Origin of the sequence: Parasphingomonas halimpatiens (genome assembly GCF_036663795.1) — a bacterium.
Lineage (GTDB): Bacteria > Pseudomonadota > Alphaproteobacteria > Sphingomonadales > Sphingomonadaceae > Sphingomonas.
In genome coordinates, this window is the sequence record NZ_JAXOJP010000022.1 from 23,332 (window position 1) to 45,815 (window position 22,484).

The following is a 22,484-nucleotide window of genomic DNA, read 5'->3' on the forward strand; positions in this document are numbered from 1 at the left end:
GCGTGTCTATCGGCACCTTGTGCATGATGGGCATGGCCGTACCGTCCCTGGCGCAAACGGCCACCCCTCCCGCTGAAACCCCCGCAGGCAAGACTGCCGCGCCACAGGCATCGAGCGACGACATTGTCGTGACCGGGATCCGCGCCAGCCTCGCGAACGCGCAGAGAATCAAGCGCGATGCCGATACCGTGGTCGATGCGATCACCGCGCAGGACATCGGCGCCTTGCCCGACCGCTCGGTGACCGAGGCGCTGCAACGCGTTCCCGGCGTGTCCATCAACCGGTTCGCCGGCTCGAACGACCCCGATCACTTCTCGGTCGAAGGTTCCGGCGTCGTCATTCGCGGCCTTAATTTCGTGCGCTCGGAGTTTAACGGCCGCGACTCGTTCTCCGCCGGTGTGGGCGGCCAGTCGCTCAGCTTTGCGGATGTCCCCTCCGAGCTGCTCGGCTCGGTCGAGGTCTACAAGAATTCGACCGCCGACATGATCGAGGGCGGCCTGGCCGGTACGGTCAATCTCAACACCCGCAAGCCGTTCGACAGCCACGACACCAAATTCCACCTTTCGTTCGATGCCGAGGCCAATTACGGCGACTTCGAAAAGAAATGGTCCCCGACCGGGTCGATCCTCGCCAGCAAGAATTTCGAGACCGGAATCGGTCGCATCGGCCTGCTCGCCGACGTGTCCTATTCGCGCATTCGCAGCCGTGCCGACGGCCTGCAGATCACCAATTATCAGACGCGCGACGGTGTGACCGTTTCGGGGGCAAATGGCGGCGGCAACGTGTGCCGCACGCAATTGCCGTCCGGCACCGACACGACCCGGTTGCCAGCGGCCGGATCGGCCTGCGGCACCGCGAGCACGGCGGGCGCCGACGGCTTTGCCGATCTGCTGCCCAGGGTCTATGCTCCGCTCGGCGGCCAGTTCCGCAGCCAGGATTTCGATCGCAAGCGCGATGGCATCGCGCTTGCCGCGCAGTTCGAAACGTCGGACCGCTCGGCGCTGTTCACCGCACAGTTCCTGCGTTCGCACACCAGCAACGCCTGGGGCGAACACACGTTCGAAACCGCGCCGGACCTTTCGGAATACAACACCTTCCCGGCCGGATGTCAGCAGAACGGCAATTCGCCGACCGGCACCACGCGCGCGGAATGCCCGATCGGTTCACTGAAGAATTACACCTATGACAGCTCTGGACTGTTCCAAAAGGGCTATATCACGCTCCCCGGAACCGGGTGGCGCACTGCCGGCAGTGGTGCCGGCGATGCCAACTTCGTCCCATCGGGCGGCCAGCAACAATCCTTGTCGCGTCGTCAGGTCTACGAAACCAACACCAACAAAGATTATGGTTTGAACGCGCAGTTGCATCCAACCGACCGACTGCTGGTGAATCTGGATTTCGACTATACCGAATCGCGCCACACCAACCTCGACGTGAGCACGTTCGGCTCGACCTTTGCGGACCAGGAGCTCGATCTCACGGGCAACCTCCCCGTCATCACGCCCCACAAGCCGCTGACGCTGGCGGCGAGCTGGGCGACGCCCAATTCGACCCTCGTCAAGGAAACCGACGCTCAATATTTCGCTGACCCGAACGTTCAGTTCTGGCGCGCCGCGATGGATCACATCGAGGAAAGCACCGGACACGAAATCGCGGTGCGCGCGGATCTGGCCTACAAATTCGAAGAGGGCAGCTTCCTTAACAAGATCAAGTTCGGCGCCCGATACGCCGATCGCGATCAGACGGTGCGCTACACCACCTATAATTGGGGTGCAATCAGCGAGGTATGGTCAGGTGCGCCTGTGTCGGTCAAGCAGGGCGGGCTGACCAACGTCGACTATTATACCTACCCGAACTTCTTCCGCGGTCAGACCAATGGTGCTCCGGGAGGATATTATTACAATGGTGACCTGATCGCCGACTATGCCGCCGCCTCAAAGTATCTGCAATCGCTCAACGACATCTGGCACACCACCAATGGCGCGTCTGCGTCCAATCGCTGGTCGCCTGCTGCCGGGCGTGCCGGAGTCGTCGCCGGGACGCCCTATCTCCCGTCGGAAATCCAGCCGGTTCACCAGCAGGACAAGAATTTTTACCTGATGGCGGTGTTCAGTTCCGGGAGCAAAATCTCGGGCAATATCGGCGTCCGATACGTTGCGAGCGATATCACGTCGACGGGAAGCATCGGCGTGCCGACCGCAACGCAGGCTGGGGTGGATTCACCCTATGCTACGCGCTGCGCGGTACGGCCCGATCCGGCAAATCCTGGTCAAAACCTTCCGCCGACCGGTATCTGCAAACTCAGCGCAACCCAATATGCCGCGCTGCAGACCTTCGCCGACGGAAAGACGCTCTTCGACGTCGCAAGGAATCATTACGGCTATTGGCTGCCGAGCTTCAACGTGAAGTTCAACGCGACCGACAACCTGGTGTTCCGCCTTGCCGGCTCGAAGGTGCTGACACGACCCGACTCGGCCTACATCCGGAACTTCCTGCAGACCGGACTTGACAATTCGAGCCTCGTCCTCACGGCCCAGACGGGCAATCCCTACCTGAAGCCGGCCACCGCATGGCAATTCGACGCGACTGCAGAATGGTATTTCTCACGGGTCGGATCGCTTACGGCCAACCTCTTTTACAAGGACGTGAAAGACTTCTTCTATCAGGCCGTTACTGACCGAGCGGTGACGAATAACGGCGTAACGCAAACCGTGTCGGTGCGCGGCCCGGCAAACTATTCTGGTCACGGCAAGATCAAAGGTTTCGAGCTTGCCTATCAACAAACCTTCGACTTTCTGCCCGGGCTTTTGAGCGGATTCGGGTTCAACGGCAACTATTCGTACATTGAGAGCAAAGGGCTGCCCAACACTTTCCTCAATGGCGGCAGCCTGGCCAACAACTCGACCGTGCCGCCGGGAAATCTGCCGCTCGAGGGCCTGTCGAAGCATAATGTGAACGCCACGATCTTCTACGAGAAGGGGCCGATCTCGCTGCGTGCCGCATATAATTGGCGGTCGCGCTTCCTGCTCACTGCGGCGGACGTGATCTTCCCCTATTATTCGATCTTCAACGAGGCGACCGGTCAGCTGGATGCTTCGGCGTTCATCAACGTGAACAAACAATTCAAGATCGGCGTCCAAGGGGTGAACCTGACCAACACCGTGACCAAGACATCGCAAGCCTATACGAGCGATCCTGCGGTCTTGGCGCCACGCTCTTACTTCATGAACGATCGTCGTTTCTCGATCATTCTGCGCGGCACGTTCTGATTGCTCTCCACCCGGCGCCGATGTGGCGCCGGGTCTTCTTTCCCCCTCGGGCGCGTCGACAAGGGCGCGCCCGTTTTTGTTTGCATCGCCAGCGGCTGCTGCCGGTCGTTCGGCGCGCGACGCGTCCGCTTGGGACCGAGATATCCCGAGCGACAATCGACGTCGCCGGGAGCGGCCCGCCTTACAACATCGCGTCCGCCACCTCGACTCCAGTGCCGAAACGCCTGAAGACGATGCGCCGCCGCGCACTAAAATCCGCCAGTACCTTTCGCTTGATAGCGCTATCAGCAATAGATTAGTCAGTGCTATCAAGACAACAGTGTCGCGACCAAGCGACCAGCCGAAGCAGGAGAGCGCTATATGTGCCTGAAGCGGATCGCGAGCGTCGCGGTGATCATCGGATTGATTCCCGGCACGGCCTTCGCCGCCGGGGCCGATCCCCTCGCGCTCGCGCGCATCTTTACCGACCACGCGGTCGTGCAACGCGATCGCCCGATAGCAATCTGGGGCAGTGCCGCCAGTGGCACGACGGTCACCGTGTCCCTCGCAGATCGGTCCGCGACAGCAATCGCCGATCGCGACGGACGCTGGCGCGTCGCTTTGCCACCTCTGACGGCGGGCGGCCCCTATCGCCTGGTCGTGTCGGCAGGCGGGCAGACCATCGCGCGCGACGATATTGCGGTCGGCGACGTCTATTTGTGCGGCGGGCAATCGAACATGGAATTTCCGGCGCGGCTATCGACCGGTGCATGGGGCAGCCTGAACGACGTCGCCAATCGCGATCTTCGTTTCGTGACGATCGAAAAGGACAATGCGCCTGCCCCGCGCGTGGATTTGAACACCTCGGTCAGCTGGAAGCCGATCACTGCCGAGACGGTCGGGGAGACGTCGGCGGTATGCTATTACATGGCGCGCTCGCTGCAGGCGTCGCAAAAGATCCCGATCGGGTTCATCGACTCCGACTGGGGCGGCACGACGATCCAGAGCTGGACGAGCAGCGCGGCGTTGCGGACGCAAAAGACCTATGCTGACGGTGTCGCGGCACTCGCGCTTTATGCCGCCGATCCGGCAGCAGGCTTGGCCGCGGATGGCAAGCGCGTCGAGGCGTGGTGGGATGCGCACGATCCGCAGGCCAGGGCGCAGCGCGCGTGGATCGCACCCGATTATGACGATTCGGGTTGGGGCACGATCGTGCCGCATGGATCGTGGAAGGACGCCGGCCTTGCGCCGTTCGCCGCGTTCGACGGGGTCGCCTGGTTCCGCACGAGCATTACGCTCACCGAGGCGCAGGCCCGCTCGGCTACCGCGCTGCAGCTTGGGCCGGTCGATACCTATGACAGCGCCTGGATCAACGGTGCACGCGTCGGCGGGGGGACAACGGCGTGGGTATGGCGCGATTATCCGATCCCGGCCGGGACGCTGAAGGCTGGCCGCAACACGATCGTTCTGCGCGTCCTCAGCGGCGGCAGTGGCGGGGGCATGACGGGCGCGCCGCAAAATCGCGGGCTGCGCCTGAGCTCCGGGGCACTCATCCCGCTCGATCCGGCATGGCGTTACCGGGTCGGAATGCGGTCGCGCGGTCTGTCGGTAGCGCCGTCGCCGTGGGACGTGCCCACCAGCCTGACGACGCTTTACAACGGCATGATCGCGCCGCTCTCGGGCTATGGACTGAAGCTCGCTGCCTGGTATCAGGGCGAGGCCAATGTCGGCAAGGCGGCCGAATATCGCACGCTGCTGCCCTTGATGATGGCGGACTGGCGCAAGACGTTCGGCCAGCCCGATTTGCCCTTCCTGGTCGCGCAACTCTCCTCGTTCGGTTCGGTCGCGACCACGCCAAGCGAATCGGGGTGGGCCGAATTGCGCGACGTGCAGGCCAAGGTCGTCCGTGCTGATCCGCATGCCGGGCTGGCGGTAACGATCGACGTGGGGGACCGTACCGACATCCACCCGACACAGAAAACGGTGGTGGGCGAGCGGCTGGTGCGCGCCGCGCGCGTTGTGGCTTATGGTGCACCGGGTGATGCCGGCGGCCCCGAAGCGATCGCGGTTGAGCGGCGGGGAAGCGATCTCGTCATACGGTTCCGCGCGACGGGCAAGGGCCTGCGCAGCTACAGCGCCGACGTCGCGATCGGCTTCGAAGCGTGCACCGCAGCGCAATGCCGCTTCAGCGCTGGAAAGGTCGACGGCGACACAGTCGTCCTCACCGGAGCCAATACAGCAGACGTGAGCCGCGTCCGCTACGCCTGGGCCGATGCGCCCTATGTGAATCTCTACAACGCCGAGGATCTGCCAGCCGTGCCATTCGAGCTCCCGGTCGCGCCATGAGGCCGCTGGTCGACCGTCGCGCCGTCGTGCTTGGCGGTACGATGGCGCTGGCCGGGGCCGCGCACCCGGTTTCGGCCCGAGCCAAGCCCATGGCAAAGCGCTTCGTCCGCGTGCGTGGCACTGGCTTTACGCTGGCGGATGCGCCCTACCGCTATGCCGGGGCGAACCTGTGGTACGGTGCATGGCTGGGCGCAGACGCGCGCTCTGGCGGACAAGCCCGACTGGTGCGCGAACTGGATCGTCTCTCCGCACTCGGCATTCGCAATCTTCGCATTCTCGGTTCCGCCGAACTCTCCCCGTTGAAGAACTCGATCACGCCCGCGTTCCGAGACCGGAGCCGCACCTACGACAAGCAATTGCTCAACGGTCTCGACTGGCTGATCGCCGAGCTGGCAAAGCGCGAGATGACCGCGGTGCTGTACCTGACCAATTTCTGGGAATGGTCGGGCGGGATGATGACCTATCTCTCCTGGGTCAACGGTGGTCGCTACATCAACATGAACGATCCGGCGCATCCCTGGCCCGAATTTCCCGACTGGAACGCGGCGTTTTACGGCAATGCTGCCGCGCAGGCGCTGTACCGCGACTATATCCGCGCCGTCGTCAGGCGTGTGAACAGCGTGACGGGCTTACGCTATGCCGACGACCCGACGATCATGGCCTGGCAATTGGCGAACGAACCGCGCCCGGGCGGGTCGGACGTGGTCGCCGTACCCAACCTGCCGACCTTCTATCGCTGGGTCGATCGCACCGCGCGCTATATCAAGGCGCTCGATCCGAACCACCTCGTCTGCACCGGTTCGGAAGGATTGAAAGGATCGATCGAGCGCGCCGATGTCGTTACCGCGACACATCGGTCGTCCGCGATCGATTATGTCACCTGCCACATCTGGCCCGGCAACTGGAGCTGGATCGATGCTGCGGCGCTGGCCGCTACCCATGATGCGGGCGCGGCCAAAGTGCGCGATTACATCTCAGCGCATGTCCTCATCGCCGCGGGACTGCACAAGCCGCTGGTAATCGAGGAATTCGGCTACCCGCGCGACGGACCGGCCGCATACGATCCGGCGCAATCGACCACGTTTCGCGACCGCTTCTATCGCCAGATCTATGCCGCGATCGAGGCCGACGGAGAGCGCGGCGGCCCGCTTGCCGGGTCCAATTTCTGGGCATGGACCGGCGAAGCGCGCGCGGCGCACGCCGATCACCGCTTCCAGCGCGGCGACACGGCCTATATGGGCGACCCGCCGCACGAGCCGCAGGGCTGGTACGGCGTGTTCGACAGCGACGCGAGCACACAGGCGATTATCCGCGACCACGCCCGCATGCTCACGCGCGGGTCGTCGGTCAGACCAACCGGTTCTGCCGAATAACCTCCTTATACCACGCCGCACTCAGTTTCGGCGTGCGCCGTTGTGTCGCGAAGTCGGTGTAATGGATGCCGAAGCGCTTGGTATAACCGTCGGCCCATTCGAAATTGTCCATCAGGCTCCACAGGAAATAGCCCTTGAGCGGAAAGCCTTCGGCGACCGCGCGGTGGAACTGCCCGACATAGTTGCGCAAATACATGACCCGGTCGGCATCATCGATCCGGCCATTGACGACGGGGTCATCGGCCGAGGCGCCGTTTTCCGAAATATAGAGCGCCTTGGGGCTCCACAATTCGCTGACCTGGCGCACGCCCCAATAAGCGACTTCGGGGCCGACGACGAGCCACGGCGAGGCCATCCGCGGGGACGACGCGATATGGGGGATCGTCGCATAGCCGCTCGGGCCCGCATCCGCGCGAACCCATTCGGGCGCATAGATGTTGAGCGCGACGAAATCGAGGGGGCTGCCGATCGCCGCCATGTCGCCCGCCTGCACCTTGGGCGCGTTGGCTCCCTCCTGCTGCAAATAGGAATCGATGTAACGCCCTTCCATGATCGCGGTGAGGAACATCGCGTTGCGCTCGTGCGTCGCTTTCTTGGCCGCGGCGATATGATCGGGTGTTTCAATCACGGGCACGTAGAAAGCCGTGTTGTCGGCGATGCCGACCTTGGTTCCGGCACGCGCATGCGCGCGAATTGCCTGCACGCCGAGGCCGTGCGCCAGCACGCCGTGGTGCCGGACCTGATTCACGGCGGCTGCGTCGAGCTTCAGGCCGGGTGCGTGAATGCCGATCTGGTGACCGAGATCGGTGAAGCAGCGCAGTTCGTTGACCGTCATGAACTGATGCACGCGGTCCGACAGCTTGCCCGCCATATAGCCGGCATAATCGGCAAACGCCTTGGCGGTATCGCGGTTCTGCCAGCCGCCGGGGAGGGCTTGCGGCAAGTCCCAGTGGAACATCGTGACATAGGGCTCGATCCCCGCCGCCAGCAATGCGTCGATCACGCGATTATAATAGTCCACGCCCTTCGGATTGGGCGAGCCGCGCCCATCCGGGAAAATTCGCGACCAGGCGAGCGACATGCGATAGGTTGACACGCCGAGTGCCTTGAGCAGCGCGACATCCTCGCCGATGCGATGATAGCTGTCGCACGCGACATCCCCGGTATCGCCATTGGCGACCTTGCCGGGCGTATGCGAGAAAACGTCCCAATTGGTCTGCCCGCGTCCGTCCTCGCCGACCGCGCCTTCGATCTGATACGATGCGGTCGCACAGCCCCAGCGAAAATCCTTGGGAAAGGTCAGGTCGATCGGCGCTGCCTGCGCCAGCGTCCCGATCCCGCTCGCGGCAACGCCCGCGCCCACCGAAAGCCCCGTTCTGAACAATTCCCGCCGATCCAAAGCACCCTCCTGTTCGATTATGTTATCGCTACCGAGAAACCGGTCTAAGGATGTTTCGATACGAATTCCAGCGTTGGCAGCGGAGATTCGGCCGGGGAGGACAAGGCGTGCGAAACGACCCCATCTCCAACGCTGCGTTCGAGGCGTGGATCGCCGAAGATCCGCGCTAAGGTTAGCAAACGAAGCGGAGGGGGAGAGCAATGAGTGCGGTATCAATGACGAACAGGATAGTCAGTCGCGCAGTTCGCGCCGCGTCGATCGTGCTGCTGCTCGTGACCGGCGGATCGGCAATGGCGACGAACGCCCTCCCCTCGCTGGCCGCAACCCCGCCGATGGGCTGGAACAGCTGGAACAAGTTCGCTTGCCAGATTGACGAAGCGAAGGTGCGCGCTACCGCCGACGCGATCGTGGCATCGGGAATGCGCGACGCGGGTTATTCCTATGTCGTGATCGATGATTGCTGGCAGGGTGCCCGCGACGGGGATGGCTTCATCACCGCAGATACCGCGAAGTTCCCCAGCGGGATCCCGGCGCTCGCCGCTTATGTCCACGCCCGTGGCCTCAAATTCGGTATCTATTCGGACGCTGGCGCGAAGACCTGTGCCGGCCGACCGGGCAGCCAGGGGCACGAATATCAGGATGCGGCCAGCTATGCGCGGTGGGGCGTCGATTATCTCAAATATGATTGGTGCGAGACGGGCACCCGCAACGCCGAGGAGGCATATCGCACGATGGCCGCGGCACTGGCTGCGACTGGCCGGCCGATCCTGTTGTCGTTGTGCGAATGGGGCACCGCCAAGCCATGGCTCTGGTCCCCACAGGTCGGCCAGCAATGGCGTACCACCGGCGACATCACCGACCGGTGGGAGGGCAAACACGACTATGCCAATGGAATCTTGCGGATCGTCGATCTGAACGAACCGCTCTGGCCGTTCGCGGGCCCGGGTCACTGGAACGATCCGGACATGCTCGAGGTCGGCAATGGCGGGCTGTCGGACAACGAATATCGCAGCCACTTCTCGCTCTGGGCGATGATGGCGGCACCGTTGATCGCCGGCAATGACGTCGCAACGATGAGCGCAGAAACCCGGACGATCCTGACCAACCGCGAGGTCATCGCGGTCGATCAGGATGCGCTCGGCCAGCAAGGCCGGCGAGTCGCACAAGACGGGGATCGCGAGACCTGGATGCGCCCGCTGACCGGGGGAAGACGGGCGGTGCTGCTGCTCAACCGGGGCACGGCCAGGGCACGGATCACTGCGCGATGGGATCAGCTGGGCTACCCGCCCACGCTACGCGCGCGGGTGCGCGATCTTTGGGGCCACCGCGACCTGCCGCCCGCTGCAGAAAGCTTTTCGGCGGAGGTCGAACCACATGGCGTGGTCATGCTGGTCGTGACGCCGTGATGTCTAGCAGGCTGTTGAAAAAGTGCTTGGCGTCGTGTTCATGCGCAACATCGATTCCGGAATAATCCCGATCACGCACGATTGATTCAGGATCGTTGTCCGTTCAGCGGCTAAGCTTCAATCGCGACTGAGGGTCAGGTTTCGCCGCCGGTCGATTTTCGTATGCGCGGCGGCCGTCGCGGCATCGACGCGCGCGCCCAGTCGCTTCACGAACGGTGTCTTGGCGAACACGAACCGATACGTAACCACGACGAGACCGAACAGCGCCCAAATTTGTGGCTTGTTGTATTCGGGACTGTTCATAAGCGTCGATAGCCTCACGATTATCGCGCCGTATCTCGGCAGCAGCCGCGATGGCCTGCCAAGCCTCTGAACTATCCGCGCGCGTGATCCCCGTTCCCGCTTCCCTAAAGGTCGACTCGCCGACCATATGTCGCGCCGGGCGCTCGGGCCTATGCCAGCCCTCGGGCAATGCGCGCGCCACCATGCCGGGCAGGAACGACCACAACAGGCAGCCGGCCAACAGACTGACGCCTGCGGTCCACAGAAGACGCTCGCGCTGGTTGCCCACCACGCCAACCAGTCCACGGATGATCCGCGCCGCGTCCTGATGGGCCTCGCGCGCCTCCCTTAGCCCGGTGCTGTCGGCGCGGCGGGATTGCGCCGCCGCGTCCAGCCGCGAATAAACACAATATTGGTATTGAGCGAGACGTAATGAGATATGGCGGAAGAAGACTCCCGCCCCCGCCAATTCTCCAATATTTCAGACGGCACCGTCTGCTTGGTCATGGAAATGCGCCGCTGTCGCCTTGGCCGCCCGGGAAGGAATGGCGGCGGCCGAATCCTGTTACGCGAACAGCAGGACCGGCGTTTCGAGATATTTCTTGAGCGCCTGGACATAATTCGCCGCGTCCCAGCCATCGACGACACGGTGGTCGCAGCTGATCGACAGGTTCATCAGCTTGGCGCGGACGATATCGTCGCCCTGAAAGACCGGCCGCTCGACGATCTTGTTCGGCCCGATGATCGCGACCTCGGGGCGGTTGATCACCGGCGTAGTGGCGATGCCACCGAGCGGGCCAAGCGAGGTGATGGTCAGCGTCGAGCCGGACAGTTCCTCGACCTTCGCCTTGCCGGTGCGCGCCGCCTCGGCGAGGCGCGCGATCTCGGTGGCGAGCTGCCAGACATTACGGTCCTGCGCGTCGCGGATCACCGGCACCATCAGCCCGGCATCGGTTTGCGTCGCCATGCCGAGATGCACCGCGCCGTGGCGCGTGACGACGCCCGCTTCGTCGTCATAGCGCGCGTTGATCATCGGGAATGCGGGGATCGACTTGCAGATCGCGACGATCAGCAGCGGCAGCATCGTCAGCTTGGGGCGCGACCCGCGGTTGGCGTTGAGATCGGCGCGCATCGCCTCGAGCGCGGTGACGTCGATCTCGTCGACATAGGTGAAGTGCGGGATGGCGCGCTTCGACGCCGCCATATTCTCGGCGATGCGGCGGCGCATGCCGATGACCTTGATCGGCTCGTCGGGGCGGGCATGGCTCGCATGCGGCGCCTGATAACCCTGACCCGAGCCGTAGCGCAGGAACGCGTCGAGATCGGCGTGGCGGATGCGGTCGCCTTCGGCCGGTTTCACCTGGGCGAGGTCGATGCCGAGATCGTCCGCGCGGGCGCGGACCGCGGGAGAGGCGAGGACGTGGATATGGGGTGCAATCTTCTCCCTCTCCCCGGCGGGGAGCATCGGGTCGATCATGCCCCCGGCATGATCTGAACGGTGCGGGGCACCGTTCACCCGATGCTGGTCGGGGAGAGCGGCCGCCGCGGGCGGCGCGCTCTCGATAACAGGCTTGGAGTCAACGGGAGCAGGAACCACGGCCGCTTCCACTTGTGGCCGCCCCTCTCCCCGACCCGCATCGTCGCCTTTGGGTTCGTCCGGGGGACGAACCTGCGACGATGCGCCCCCCTGGGGAGAGGGAGAAGTGGCCATTTCGACCGGTGCGGGTGTATCGGCAACGCCGGCTTCCACTGCACCCGGTGTCTCGGCCGCAATCTGCTCCGCGGCTTCCGCTTCACCCTCGACCGCATCGGTCTCGATCACCACCAGCGCTGCACCGATCGACATCTGGTCGCCGACCTCGCCGGCCAGTTCCACCACAGTCCCGGACACCGGCGATTCCATCTCGACGGTGGCCTTGTCGGTCATCATGTCGGCAAGGCCCTGGTCCTCCTCGACGCGGTCGCCGACGGCGACATGCCAGGCGACTATCTCGGCCTCGGCAATGCCTTCACCGATGTCGGGGAGCTTGAATACGAAGCGCGCCATCAGCCTGAAACCTTTACCTTGTCCATTACCCGGTCGAGCGCCGCGCGGACACGCGCGGGGCCCGGGAAATAATCCCATTCAAAGGCGTGCGGGTAAGGGGTGTCCCATCCCGCCACGCGCTCGATCGGCGCTTCGAGATGGTAGAAGCAGCGCTCCTGCACCAGCGCCGACAACTCGCCACCAAAGCCGCCGAACCGCGAAGCCTCATGCAGGATGATGCAGCGCCCGGTCTTCTGCACCGAGGCGACGATCGTGTCGATGTCGAGCGGCACGATCGACCGCAGGTCGATCAGCTCGACGTCGAAGCCGCTATCCTCGATCCCCGCCGCGGCGACATGGACCATGGTGCCATAAGCGAGGATCGTCGCGTCCGAGCCCGGCCGCACGATCGCGGCCTTGCCGAGCGGCACGGTGTAATGACCTTCGGGCACCTCGCCCGCCGGCTCGTCGGCCCAGCTCTTCACTGCCTGCTCATGCCGGCCATCGAACGGCCCGTTATACAGCCTCTTTGGTTCGAGGAAGATGACCGGATCGTCCTCCTCGATCGATGCGAGGAGCAGGCCCTTGGCGTCATAAGGCGTGGAAGGGATCACGGTCTTGAGCCCGGTAATGTGGGCAAAGATCGCCTCCGGGCTCTGGCTGTGGGTCTGCCCGCCGAAAATGCCGCCGCCATAAGGCGCGCGCACCGTGATCGGTGTCCAGAACTCGCCATTGGAGCGGTAACGCAGCCGCGCCGCCTCGCTGACCAGCTGGTCGAAGGCGGGCAGGATATAGTCGGCGAACTGGATCTCGGGCACCGGGCGCAGGCCATAGGCGCCCATGCCGATCGCGGTCGCGATGATGCCCCCTTCCGAGATCGGCGCGTCGAAGCAGCGCTTCAGGCCATGCTTCTCCTGCAGGCCGGCGGTGACTCGGAACACGCCGCCGAAATAACCGACATCCTCGCCGAACACGAGCACATCGGGATCGCGTGCCATCGCCACGTCGAGCGCCGAGTTCAGTGCCTGGATCATGTTCATCCGTGCCATGTCAGAGCCCCATCTCGCGACGCTGCTCGATCACGCGCCAGTCGGGATGTTTGAACACGCCCTCGAACATCTCGGCCACCGCCGGCTTGGACGTGCCCAGCGTGCCGATGGCGTCCGCCTCGCGCTGCGCCGCATGGACCGCCTCGGTCAGTTCGGCTTCCATCTGGCTATGGCGCGCCTCCGACCATTCTCCGATCGCGATCAGATGGGCCTTGAGCCGCACGATCGGATCGCCCAGCGGCCAATGCGCGGCCTCGTCGGCGGGGCGATATTTGGTCGGGTCGTCGCTCGTCGAATGGCCCGAGGCACGGTAGGTGACGAACTCGATCAACGTCGCGCCGAGATTGGCACGGGCACGCGCGGCCGCCCAGCGGGTCGCGGCGGCGACCGCCAGGAAATCATTCCCGTCGACCCGCAGCCCCGGCAGCCCATAACCGATCGCCTTGGCGGCAAAGGTGGTCTGCTCGGCGCCAGCGATGCCGGAGAAGCTCGATATCGCCCATTGGTTATTGGTGATCGCGAGGATCACCGGCGCGCGATAGACCGCCGCGAAGGTCAGCGCCTCATGGAAATCGCCCTCGGCGGTGGTGCCGTCGCCGATATAACCCAGCGCGATACGGTGATCGCCCTTGTAAGCCGAGGCCATCGCCCAGCCGACGGCATGGCCGAAGCGGCTGCCGACATTGCCCGACAGCGAATAGAAACCATAATCGCGCGCCGAATAGAGGATCGGCAATTGCCGGCCCTTCAGCGGATCGCGCGCGTTCGAATAGATCTGGTTGATCATGTTGACGATCGGATAACCGCGCGCGATCAGCCAGCCCTGCACGCGATAGGTCGGAAAACACATGTCGTCAGCGGCGAGCACCATCGACTGGGCGACGCCGATCGCCTCCTCGCCGGTGGATTTCATGAAGAAGCTGGTTTTGCCCTGGCGATGCGCGCGGAACAAGCGATCCTCAAAGATTCGTGTCTGCGTCATCGCCCGCAGTCCCGCGCGCAGGAAATCGGGGTCCTCGGCGCTGGCCCAGGGGCCGACCGACTGGCCCTCGCCGTCCAGTATTCGCACCATCCCATAAGGCAGGTCGCGCATCTCCGCCTCGGTCGCCGAGACGTCGGGGCGCCGGGTTTCGCCCGCCGCCGAGATCGGGATGTGATCGAAACAGGGCGCGTCGCCCGGCCGGGCCGAAGGGACCGGGATGTGAAGTTGCAGTTCAATCTCGCTCATTCCGGCCTGCTCCGATCGTTGGCCGAGCATAATCCTTCTGAAGCGCTATTTCTTTGCTATCTCCTCTCAAGACGCGGATCACTCTAGGATGTATATCCTAATATCATGTGAAAAAACCGCATGAAACTCGACGAAGTGGATCGCCGCATCCTGCGCGCCTGGCAGGCAAATCCCGGCGCGCCGGTGGTGGAGATCGCGGAACAGGTCGGCCTATCGCACACGCCGTGCTGGCGGCGCATGAAGCGACTGGAGGAAAGCGGTGTGGTACGCGGCCGCGCCCTGCTGCTCGAGCCCGGCCTTGTCGATCTCGACGTCACCGTGTTCGCGCATCTGAGGTTGCGGCAACATGACGAGGCGACGGTCGAACATCTCGAGCAAGCCGCCTGTGCCTGTCCGGAGATCGTCGAATGCTTCTCGATGAGCGGCGAGAGCGATTTCCTGCTGCGCATCGTCGTGCACAGCATTGGCGACTATGAGCGCTTCCTCAAAAAGACACTGCTTCATCTGCCCGGCGTCGCGTCGGTCAATTCGAGCTTCGCGCTCAAATGCATCAAGATGACCAGCGATCTTCCGATTTGATCAAAGCGGGAGGGTTCCGCAGTGTCTTGCGGCGCGTCTGACGCGCAACGTGGCCTGGACATCGAAGATGCGCTGACATTGTCGCAGCAGACCAAAATCCGAACACCGGGTCCTCGAAATTCGCGCGCCGAGCGCACCACGCCAGTGAGGCGTGCATATCCTGCTCGCGACCGACTCCGTGACAGGGCCATCGACTATTGCAATGTACGCGTGAGTGCGCGTGCGGAATCGGCTTGTCCAGACTCGCTGTTAGCGCTACCTTTGATACCACGCGACAGCAGTGCGCGACACAGGAGATTGCGATGAAGATTGGCGTCTATGTTGCCGCCGCCGCCTGCGTGGCGTCGGTCGGGGCTCTGGCCGGGCGACCGCAGGCCGCGCCCGCGGCGCGCAAGTATCTCTCCCAGCCGCTCGTCAGCAGCATCTACACCGCCGATCCGTCAGCGCATGTGTTCGGCGGCAAGCTCTATATCTATCCCAGCCACGACATAAATGGCCCGACGCCCGAGGACGATCTCGGCGCGCATTTCGAGATGCGCGATTACCGCGTGCTGCGCATGACACGCCCCGGCGGGCCGGTGACGATCGGCGGCGTGGCGCTCGACGTGAAGAACGTGCCCTGGGCGACAAAGCAGATGTGGGCGCCCGACGCCGCCTATCGCGGCGGCACCTATTATCTCTATTTCCCCGCCAAGGACCGAAAGGGCGCGTTCCGCATCGGCGTCGCGACATCGAAGAATCCGATGGGCCCGTTCGTCGCGCGGCCGCAGCCGATCAAGGGCAGCTTCTCGATCGACCCGGCGGTTTTCACCGACGACGACGGCAAGAGCTATATGTATTTCGGCGGCATCTGGGGCGGGCAGTTGCAGCGCAACGTCACCGGCCAGTACGATCCCGACGGTTCCAAGACCGACCTCAAGGCCGACGACAAGCCGGCGCTGACCGCCAAGGTCGCGATGCTGACGCCGGGCATGACCGAGTTCGCCGGCAAGCCGCGCGACGTCGTGATCCTCGACGAGGCGGGCAAGCCGCTGCTCGGCGGCGATCATGACCGGCGCTTCTTCGAGGCGTCCTGGATGCACAAATACAAAGGCAAATATTATTTCAGCTACTCGACCGGCGACACGCATTTCCTGAACTATGCGATCGGCGACAACCCCTATGGCCCGTTCACCTATAAGGGTCATTTCCTGCTGCCGGTCGAGGGCTGGACGACGCATCATTCGATCGTCGAATGGCAGGGCAAATGGTGGCTGTTCTATGCCGACAGTCAGTTGTCGGGGCAGACGCGGTTGCGCAACGTCAAGGTGACCGAGTTGTCCTACCATCCCGACGGGACGATCAAGCTGATCAACCCGTTCGTCAACTGAACGGCATGTTTCTCGGCATCGATATCGGCACGTCGGGCGTCAAGGCGATCGTGCTCGACTCCCATGGCGCGGTCGTCGGACAGGGCGTCGCGGCGCTCACCGTGCAGCGGCCGCAGCCGCTATGGTCCGAGCAGGACCCGGAGGACTGGTGGGCGGCGACCAGCGCGGCGGTGCTGGCGATCGACCCCGCGATCCGCCGTGCCGTGCGCGGCATCGGCGTTGCCGGGCAGATGCACGGCGCGACGCTGCTCGGTGCCGACGACAGACCGCTCCGGCCCGCGATCCTGTGGAATGACGGGCGCTCGTTCGCCGAATGCGCCGCGCTGGAGGCGGAGGTCCCCGAGCTGTGCGCGATCGCCGGCAACATCGCGATGCCGGGCTTCACCGCGCCCAAGCTGCGCTGGGTGCGCGACCACGAGCCGGCGGTCTTCGCTGCGATCCGCACCGTCCTGCTGCCCAAGGATTATGTCCGGCTGCGCATGACCGGCGACAAGGCGTCCGACATGGCCGATTCCGCCGGCACCTTGTGGCTCGACGTGGCGCGGCGCGCGTGGAGCGAGGTGCTGCTCGCCGCCTGCTCGCTGTCGGCGGCGCAGATGCCGCGGCTGGTCGAGGGGAGCGAGATCACCGGCCGGCTGCGCGCCGAGGTCGCCGACCTTTGGGGCATGGGCGCCGTACCGGTCGCCGGTGGCGGCGGCGACAATGCCGCGGGCGCCGCGGGCGTCGGCGTGGTGACCGACGGCAAGGCGCTGCTGTCGCTCGGTACCTCGGGCGTGATCTTCGTCGCCAATGACCGCTTCACCCCCAACCCGGCGCGCGCGGTGCATGCCTTTTGCCACTGCATCCCCGACATGTGGCACCAGATGTCGGTCCATCTCAGCGCCGCCGCGTGCATCGACTGGGTCGCGCGACTTACCGGCGCGAACGGCGCGGCCGAGCTGTTCGGGCGCGCCGAGCTGGCCGGACCGGCCAGCGGCCCCGAGCTGTTCCTGCCCTATCTCTCGGGCGAGCGCACGCCGCATAACGACCCGCAGGTGCGCGGCGCGTTCCTGCAGCTCGACAATGACAGCGACCCCAACCGCCTCGCCCAGGCAGTGCTCGAAGGCGTCGCCTTTGCGCTCGCCGACGGGCTCGACGCATTGCGCGAGGCCGGAACGACGGTGAGCGAACTTGCCGTCATCGGCGGCGGGGCGCGCTCGCGCTACTGGGGCGAGACGATCGCTGCGGCGATGGAAACGCCCTTGGTCTATCTCCATGGCGGCGAAGTCGGCCCGGCATTGGGTGCGGCACGGCTGGCGCAACTCGCGCTGGATGGCGGTCGCCCGGTCGATGTCTGCGTCGCGCCGCCGATCTCGCATGTCGTCGCGCCCGATCCCGCGCTCGTCGCGCGGCTCGCGCCGAAGCGCGCCGCCTTTCGCGACGCCTATCCCCGCATCACCCCCCTCACCCACCCAAGGAGCGCCTGATGGCCACCGACTTCTTCGCCGACATCCCCAAGATCAGCTACAAGGGGCCGGAGAGCGACGACGAACTCGCCTATCGCTGGTACGACAAGGACCGCGTCGTGCTGGGCAAGCGGATGGAAGACCATCTCCGCTTCGCCGCCTGTTTCTGGCATACCTTCTGCTGGCCGGGTTCCGACGTGTTCGGTGCGGGCACCTTCAACCGGCCATGGCATGCCGGTGCCAATGACAGCGCCGCCGCCGCGCAGAAGCGCGAAGTGGCGTTCGACTTCTTCACCCGGCTCGACATTCCCTATTACTGCTTCCACGACGTCGATGTGATGGCCGAGGCGCACAGCGTCGCCGAGCATCGCCGCCATTTCGTCCAGGCGGTCGATCATCTCGAGCAGCTCCAGGCGAGCTCTGGCCGCAAGCTGCTATGGGGCACCGCCAATTTGTTCGGCCATCCGCGCTTCGCCGCGGGCGCCGCGACCAACCCCGACCCCGAGGTGTTCGCGTTCGGCGCGATGCAGGTGCGCGATGCGCTGGAGGCGACGCATCGGCTCGGCGGCGCCAATTATGTGCTGTGGGGCGGGCGCGAGGGTTATGAGACGCTGCTCAACACCGACCTCAAGCGCGAACTCGACAATCTCGGCCGCTTTCTCAATCTCGTCGTCGAGCACAAGCACAAGATCGGCTTCACCGGCACAATCCTGATCGAGCCCAAACCGCACGAGCCGACCAAGCATCAATATGATTTCGATACCGCGACGGTCTACGGCTTCCTCAAGCGCTACGGGCTCGAGAACGAGGTGCGCGTCAATATCGAGGCAAACCATGCCACGCTCGCCGGGCATACCTTCGAGCATGAGATCGCCACCGCCGGCGCGCTCGGCATCTTCGGCTCGATCGACGCCAATCGCGGCGACCACCAGAATGGCTGGGACACCGACCAGTTCCCCAATTCGGCCGAGGAACTGACGCTGGCAATGGTCGAGATCCTGCGCGCCGGGGGCTTCACCACCGGCGGTTTCAACTTCGACGCCAAGGTGCGCCGCCAGTCGATGGACGCGGTCGACCTGTTCCACGGCCATATCGGCGGGATCGACACCGTCGCGCGCAGCCTGCTCAACGCCGCCGCGCTGATCGAGGACGGACGGCTCGATGCCGCCAGGGCCGAGCGCTATGCCGGCTGGGACGGCAGCTTCGGCCAGCAAATGCATAGCCTCGATCTAGCGGCGATCGCCGACCTCGCGGTCGACCGCGCGATCGACCCGCAGCCGCGCTCGGGCCGGCAGGAGCGGCTGGAGAACCTCATCAACCGTTTCGTCTGAGGTCCGCTCAGCGGGTTCGTTCGGCGAAGGGGCCGATCATCGTGCCGACGAACCCGCCCGCTTTTGCCGTGCTGAGGTTGGTCGCGTCGACGTCGCGCGCGACGGAGATCCAGCGCGCGCCCGTGGCGTAGGCAAAATCATAGCGTCCGCCGCGCGCGATAATCCGCAACCGGATCGGCCCGCGCGGCGCCAGCGGCAGTTGCGCGACCGTCACGCCGTTGCGCGGATCGCTGGCACCGGCACGCCGCGCGACGCGGACGAAGCTCCTGCCGCCCTGCCGGGTGAGCGCGACGGTCAGGAAGAAGTCGTCGTTCTGGACCGCGGCGAGACCGGCACTTTCGCCCTCGCCCGGCGTAAAGCTGAGCGCAGTGGAGACCATCGCATGGGCATGCTGCTGCCGTCGCGCAACGAAACCGGGATGACCGAAATCGCCAAGGCCATCGCCCGGGTCGAGCTGGAGTTGGCCCTGGACGAGCCGGTAGGTCGCGCCGCGCATCGCCATCCAGGCATTGCCGAGCTTCGTGCCCTCAAAGCCATCGCGCATCGTGAAGCTGCCCGTCGTCGGGCCATCGCCGCGCCCGCGCGCCAGCGGCGGTGCCGCAGCGATGCGGGGGATGACCGCGCCCTTCGGCAGGATGATCGGCCAGCCGCCGCGCCAGGTGACGGGCAGCAGGAAGGTCTCGCGCCCGATATTGTAGAAATCCCCGGCATAGGGGCGTGTGCCCAGAAACACCGACCACCAGCGGCCATCGGGCAGTTCGACCAGGCTGGCGTGCCCGGCGGCGCTCACCGGATCGCGGCGATCCGCCGGCAGATCGCGCTGCGTCAGAATCGGGTTCACCGTCGCGGGCGCGGGCAGATAGGGGCCCTCCACCGTCTCGGCGCGAAACGCGACCTCGCTGTGATCGGGGCCGGTGCCGCCCTCCGCCGCGATCAGATAATAGGCGCCGTCCTTGCGATAGAGATGCGGCCCCTCGATCCAGATCGGCTTCAGCACCGGGTCCACGCCGCCATCGACGATCATCTTCGGATTGCCCAACATCTTCAGGCCGACCGGGTCGAATTGCTCGATCCACAGCGCACGGTGCCCGGTGTAGCGCGCCTCGCCCGCCGGCGCGCGGTTGTTGACCAGCCAGGCGCGGCCGTCGCGATCGAAGAACAGCGACGGATCGATGCCCTCGACGCTCGGCAGCCATACCGGGTCGGACCATGGCCCGGCCGGGTTGCGCGCCGTGATGACGAAATTGCCGCCACAATCGACACAGGTGTTGACGATGAAAAAGCGCCCGGCATGGTGGCTGATGTCCGGCGCGAACACCCCGCGCGACATGCCGAGCCGCTTGAAGTCGAGCAGCCCCGGCCGGTCTATCGCATTGCCGATCTGGCGCCAATGGACCAGGTCGCGGCTGTGAAACACCGGGATGCCGGGGAACCAGGCAAAGGTAGAATTGACGAGATAATAGTCGCGGCCAACGCGGACGATGCTCGGATCGGGATAGAAGCCGGCGAGGATCGGATTGCGGTAGCTGCCCGTGCCGGGCGCGTCGCCGTCCCAGCCGCGATAGGCGAACCAGTCGAAACGCGCGGGCGCGGCCTGCGCCGCGACGGGCGCTAGCGCGAGCAACAGGCCCAGCGCGCCGAGGATCGCCTGCCACATCGCCACCCCTCGCCATTGCATCGCCACGAAAATTGCCCTTTCGCTGTCGCTCGCGCCTTGCGATCGCCGCCGACCCATCCTATTATGTCTGAGTTATTTTGAAAGGGACTTTTGTGATCGACGGAGCGATATTGATCGGGGCCGAGGCGCGCCACAGCGACCGGACCTTCAGCGCGACCGATCCGGCAACCGGCGCGTTGTTGACGCCGGCCTTTTCGTCGGCCGGTAGCGATGCCGTCGCCGACGCGGCGACGCTGGCCGAAGCCGCCTTCCCGATTTTTGCCGCGACCGATCCGGCAACCCGCGCCGCGCTGCTCGATGCGATGGCCGACGGCATCGCCGCGATCGGCGACGAGCTGATCGAGCGCGCCATGGCCGAAAGCGGCCTGCCGCGCGCACGGCTGGAGGGCGAGCGTGGCCGCACGATCGGCCAGTTGCGGCTGTTCGCGCAGATCGTCCGCCAAGGCGACTGGCTCGACGCGACGATCGACCCGGCGCTGCCCGAACGCGCGCCGCTGCCGCGCCCCGATCTGCGGCGGCTCAACCTGCCGCTTGGTCCGGTCGCGGTGTTCGGCGCGTCGAACTTCCCGCTCGCCTTCTCGGTCGCCGGTGGCGACACCGCCTCTGCCCTGGCGGCGGGCTGCCCGGTTATCGTCAAGGGCCACCCCGCGCATCCCGGCACCGGCGAACTCGTCGCCCGCGCACTCGCCGGCGCGGTTGCCGCAAGCGGCCTGCCCGCCGGCATCTTCTCCTATCTGCCGGGCGAGACCAACGAACTCGGCGCCGCGCTGGTTGCCGATCCGCGCGTCAAGGCGGTCGGCTTCACCGGCTCGCGCGGCGGCGGGCTGGCGCTGATGAAGATCGCGGCCGCGCGACCCGAGCCGATCCCGGTCTATGCCGAAATGTCGAGCATCAACCCGGTCATCCTGTTCCCCGCCGCGCTGGCCGCGCGCGGCCCGGCGATCGCCACCGCCTTCGTCCAGTCGCTGACCATGGGGTCGGGGCAGTTCTGCACCAATCCCGGGCTCGTGCTGGCGATCGACAGCCCCGCGCTCGACGCCTTCGTCACGGCCGCCGGCGCGGCGCTGGGCGGCGCCGGTGCGACGACGATGCTCACCCCGGGCATCCATGCCAGCTATGAAAAGGGCGTCGCAGCGCTCGCCGGCCATGGCGCGGTGCGCACCGTGGCGCGCGGCTGCGCCGCCAACGGCACCAACCAGGCGGTCGGCGCGCTGTTCGAGACCGACGCCGCAGCCTTCCTCGCCGACCGCGCGCTGGGCGACGAGGTGTTCGGCGCGTCGTCGGTGGTGGTGCGCTGCCGCGACCTCGCCGAACTCGAACGCGTGATCCTAGGGCTCGAGGGGCAGTTGACCGCCACGCTGCAGATCGACGCCGCCGACGAAGCCGACGCGGCAACGCTCATCCCCGCGCTGACGCAGCGCGTCGGGCGGATCCTCGCCAATGGCTGGCCGACCGGTGTCGAGGTCTGCCACGCCATGGTGCATGGCGGTCCCTATCCGGCGACGAGCGACGGCCGCACGACCTCGGTCGGCTCGCTCGCCATCTATCGCTTCCTGCGGCCAGTCTCGTTCCAGAACCTACCGCACGCCTTGCTGCCGATCGCGATCCGCGATGGCAATCCCTGGGATATCGCGCGGCGGATCGACGGCGTACGCGAAGCCTCGCCGCGGTGACCGGCGCGCGCGCCCGACGCGGCGGTCGCCGCGCCGGCCTTCCGTCCCGGC

The 22,484-nt window shown here is 65.4% G+C and carries 16 protein-coding genes and 1 pseudogene; 9 read left to right on the forward strand and 8 right to left on the reverse strand.

What is annotated here, in order from left to right:
* Nucleotides 1-32: 32 nt before the first annotated feature.
* The 3 genes from U1839_RS18615 (at nucleotide 33) to U1839_RS18625 (ending at nucleotide 6,967) form a co-directional block, all read left to right on the forward strand.
* Nucleotides 33-3,269: a TonB-dependent receptor gene (locus U1839_RS18615; protein WP_332805079.1), complete on the forward strand. Its 3,237-nt coding sequence runs from the start codon at nucleotides 33-35 to the stop codon at nucleotides 3,267-3,269.
* A gap of 360 nt (nucleotides 3,270-3,629) precedes the next feature.
* Entirely contained in the window at nucleotides 3,630-5,594 is a 1,965-nt protein-coding gene (locus U1839_RS18620; protein WP_332805080.1) for a sialate O-acetylesterase, read from the forward strand.
* A complete protein-coding gene (locus U1839_RS18625; RefSeq protein WP_332805081.1) occupies nucleotides 5,591-6,967 on the forward strand; it encodes a glycoside hydrolase 5 family protein in 1,377 nt (458 codons plus the stop codon). The genes U1839_RS18620 and U1839_RS18625 overlap by 4 nt, the downstream gene beginning before the upstream one ends.
* On the opposite strand, the gene U1839_RS18630 is transcribed toward U1839_RS18625, so the two are convergent.
* Nucleotides 6,942-8,366, reverse strand: coding sequence for a GH1 family beta-glucosidase (locus tag U1839_RS18630; protein ID WP_332805082.1), 1,425 nt, complete (start codon nucleotides 8,364-8,366; stop codon nucleotides 6,942-6,944). The two genes, U1839_RS18625 and U1839_RS18630, sit on opposite strands and share 26 nt — an antisense overlap.
* A gap of 215 nt (nucleotides 8,367-8,581) precedes the next feature.
* Between U1839_RS18630 and U1839_RS18635 the strand changes: the two genes are divergently transcribed.
* Nucleotides 8,582-9,772: a glycoside hydrolase family 27 protein gene (locus U1839_RS18635; protein ID WP_332805083.1), complete on the forward strand. Its 1,191-nt coding sequence runs from the start codon at nucleotides 8,582-8,584 to the stop codon at nucleotides 9,770-9,772.
* A gap of 117 nt (nucleotides 9,773-9,889) precedes the next feature.
* Here U1839_RS18635 and U1839_RS18640 read toward each other — a convergent pair whose 3' ends face one another.
* The 6 genes and pseudogenes from U1839_RS18640 to U1839_RS18660 form a co-directional block, all read right to left on the reverse strand.
* Nucleotides 9,890-10,093, reverse strand: a complete 204-nt coding sequence (locus U1839_RS18640; RefSeq protein ID WP_332805084.1) for a hypothetical protein — start codon at nucleotides 10,091-10,093, stop codon at nucleotides 9,890-9,892.
* A 40-nt stretch (nucleotides 10,094-10,133) separates the two neighbouring features.
* A pseudogene (locus U1839_RS26820) lies at nucleotides 10,134-10,346 on the reverse strand (DUF6118 family protein); the annotation flags it as partial.
* Nucleotides 10,347-10,402: 56 nt separating this feature from the next.
* Nucleotides 10,403-10,561, reverse strand: coding sequence for a hypothetical protein (locus U1839_RS18645; protein ID WP_332805085.1), 159 nt, complete (start codon nucleotides 10,559-10,561; stop codon nucleotides 10,403-10,405).
* Nucleotides 10,562-10,619: 58 nt separating this feature from the next.
* Complete coding sequence (locus U1839_RS18650; protein WP_332805086.1) at nucleotides 10,620-12,101, reverse strand: dihydrolipoamide acetyltransferase family protein; 1,482 nt, start codon at nucleotides 12,099-12,101, stop codon at nucleotides 10,620-10,622.
* A complete protein-coding gene (locus tag U1839_RS18655) occupies nucleotides 12,101-13,120 on the reverse strand; it encodes an alpha-ketoacid dehydrogenase subunit beta (RefSeq protein ID WP_332805114.1) in 1,020 nt (339 codons plus the stop codon). The genes U1839_RS18650 and U1839_RS18655 overlap by 1 nt, the downstream gene beginning before the upstream one ends.
* 10 nt (nucleotides 13,121-13,130) lie before the next feature.
* Nucleotides 13,131-14,357 (reverse strand): thiamine pyrophosphate-dependent enzyme, encoded by a 1,227-nt coding sequence (locus U1839_RS18660; protein ID WP_332805087.1) that lies wholly within the window; start codon nucleotides 14,355-14,357, stop codon nucleotides 13,131-13,133.
* 120 nt (nucleotides 14,358-14,477) lie between these two features.
* Between U1839_RS18660 and U1839_RS18665 the strand changes: the two genes are divergently transcribed.
* The 4 genes from U1839_RS18665 to xylA all read left to right on the forward strand — a co-directional run bounded on the left by U1839_RS18665 (nucleotide 14,478) and on the right by xylA (nucleotide 19,082).
* The gene (locus tag U1839_RS18665) at nucleotides 14,478-14,936 is read left to right on the forward strand and encodes an Lrp/AsnC family transcriptional regulator (RefSeq protein ID WP_332805088.1); all 459 of its coding nucleotides are present in this window, start codon (nucleotides 14,478-14,480) and stop codon (nucleotides 14,934-14,936) included.
* Nucleotides 14,937-15,238: 302 nt separating this feature from the next.
* Nucleotides 15,239-16,306 (forward strand): glycoside hydrolase family 43 protein, encoded by a 1,068-nt coding sequence (locus tag U1839_RS18670; protein ID WP_332805089.1) that lies wholly within the window; start codon nucleotides 15,239-15,241, stop codon nucleotides 16,304-16,306.
* A 5-nt stretch (nucleotides 16,307-16,311) separates the two neighbouring features.
* Nucleotides 16,312-17,772, forward strand: coding sequence for a xylulokinase (xylB, locus tag U1839_RS18675; protein WP_332805090.1), 1,461 nt, complete (start codon nucleotides 16,312-16,314; stop codon nucleotides 17,770-17,772).
* Nucleotides 17,772-19,082, forward strand: a complete 1,311-nt coding sequence (xylA, locus tag U1839_RS18680; RefSeq protein ID WP_332805091.1) for a xylose isomerase — start codon at nucleotides 17,772-17,774, stop codon at nucleotides 19,080-19,082. The genes xylB and xylA overlap by 1 nt, the downstream gene beginning before the upstream one ends.
* A gap of 7 nt (nucleotides 19,083-19,089) precedes the next feature.
* Here xylA and U1839_RS18685 read toward each other — a convergent pair whose 3' ends face one another.
* Nucleotides 19,090-20,760, reverse strand: coding sequence for a glycoside hydrolase family 43 protein (locus U1839_RS18685; RefSeq protein WP_332805115.1), 1,671 nt, complete (start codon nucleotides 20,758-20,760; stop codon nucleotides 19,090-19,092).
* Between the two features lie 92 nt (nucleotides 20,761-20,852).
* On the opposite strand from U1839_RS18685, the gene U1839_RS18690 reads away from it, so the two are divergent.
* Nucleotides 20,853-22,433 carry an aldehyde dehydrogenase (NADP(+)) gene (locus tag U1839_RS18690; RefSeq protein ID WP_332805116.1) on the forward strand — a complete coding sequence of 527 codons (1,581 nt, stop codon included), beginning with the start codon at nucleotides 20,853-20,855 and terminating at the stop codon, nucleotides 22,431-22,433.
* Nucleotides 22,434-22,484 lie beyond the last annotated feature (51 nt).

What these genes read in the sequence shown, in the direction of transcription:
- U1839_RS18615 (WP_332805079.1), top strand. Translation starts at nt 33, where the DNA reads ATGGCCGTACCGTCCCTGGCGCAAACGGCCACCCCTCCCGCTGAAACC.
- U1839_RS18620 (WP_332805080.1), top strand. Translation starts at nt 3,630, where the DNA reads ATGTGCCTGAAGCGGATCGCGAGCGTCGCGGTGATCATCGGATTGATT.
- U1839_RS18625 (WP_332805081.1), top strand. Translation starts at nt 5,591, where the DNA reads ATGAGGCCGCTGGTCGACCGTCGCGCCGTCGTGCTTGGCGGTACGATG.
- U1839_RS18635 (WP_332805083.1), top strand. Translation starts at nt 8,582, where the DNA reads ATGACGAACAGGATAGTCAGTCGCGCAGTTCGCGCCGCGTCGATCGTG.
- U1839_RS18645 (WP_332805085.1), bottom strand. Translation starts at nt 10,561, where the DNA reads ATGACCAAGCAGACGGTGCCGTCTGAAATATTGGAGAATTGGCGGGGG.
- U1839_RS18650 (WP_332805086.1), bottom strand. Translation starts at nt 12,101, where the DNA reads ATGGCGCGCTTCGTATTCAAGCTCCCCGACATCGGTGAAGGCATTGCC.
- U1839_RS18655 (WP_332805114.1), bottom strand. Translation starts at nt 13,120, where the DNA reads ATGAACATGATCCAGGCACTGAACTCGGCGCTCGACGTGGCGATGGCA.
- U1839_RS18660 (WP_332805087.1), bottom strand. Translation starts at nt 14,357, where the DNA reads ATGAGCGAGATTGAACTGCAACTTCACATCCCGGTCCCTTCGGCCCGG.
- U1839_RS18665 (WP_332805088.1), top strand. Translation starts at nt 14,478, where the DNA reads ATGAAACTCGACGAAGTGGATCGCCGCATCCTGCGCGCCTGGCAGGCA.
- U1839_RS18670 (WP_332805089.1), top strand. Translation starts at nt 15,239, where the DNA reads ATGAAGATTGGCGTCTATGTTGCCGCCGCCGCCTGCGTGGCGTCGGTC.
- xylB (WP_332805090.1), top strand. Translation starts at nt 16,312, where the DNA reads ATGTTTCTCGGCATCGATATCGGCACGTCGGGCGTCAAGGCGATCGTG.
- xylA (WP_332805091.1), top strand. Translation starts at nt 17,772, where the DNA reads ATGGCCACCGACTTCTTCGCCGACATCCCCAAGATCAGCTACAAGGGG.
- U1839_RS18685 (WP_332805115.1), bottom strand. Translation starts at nt 20,760, where the DNA reads ATGCAATGGCGAGGGGTGGCGATGTGGCAGGCGATCCTCGGCGCGCTG.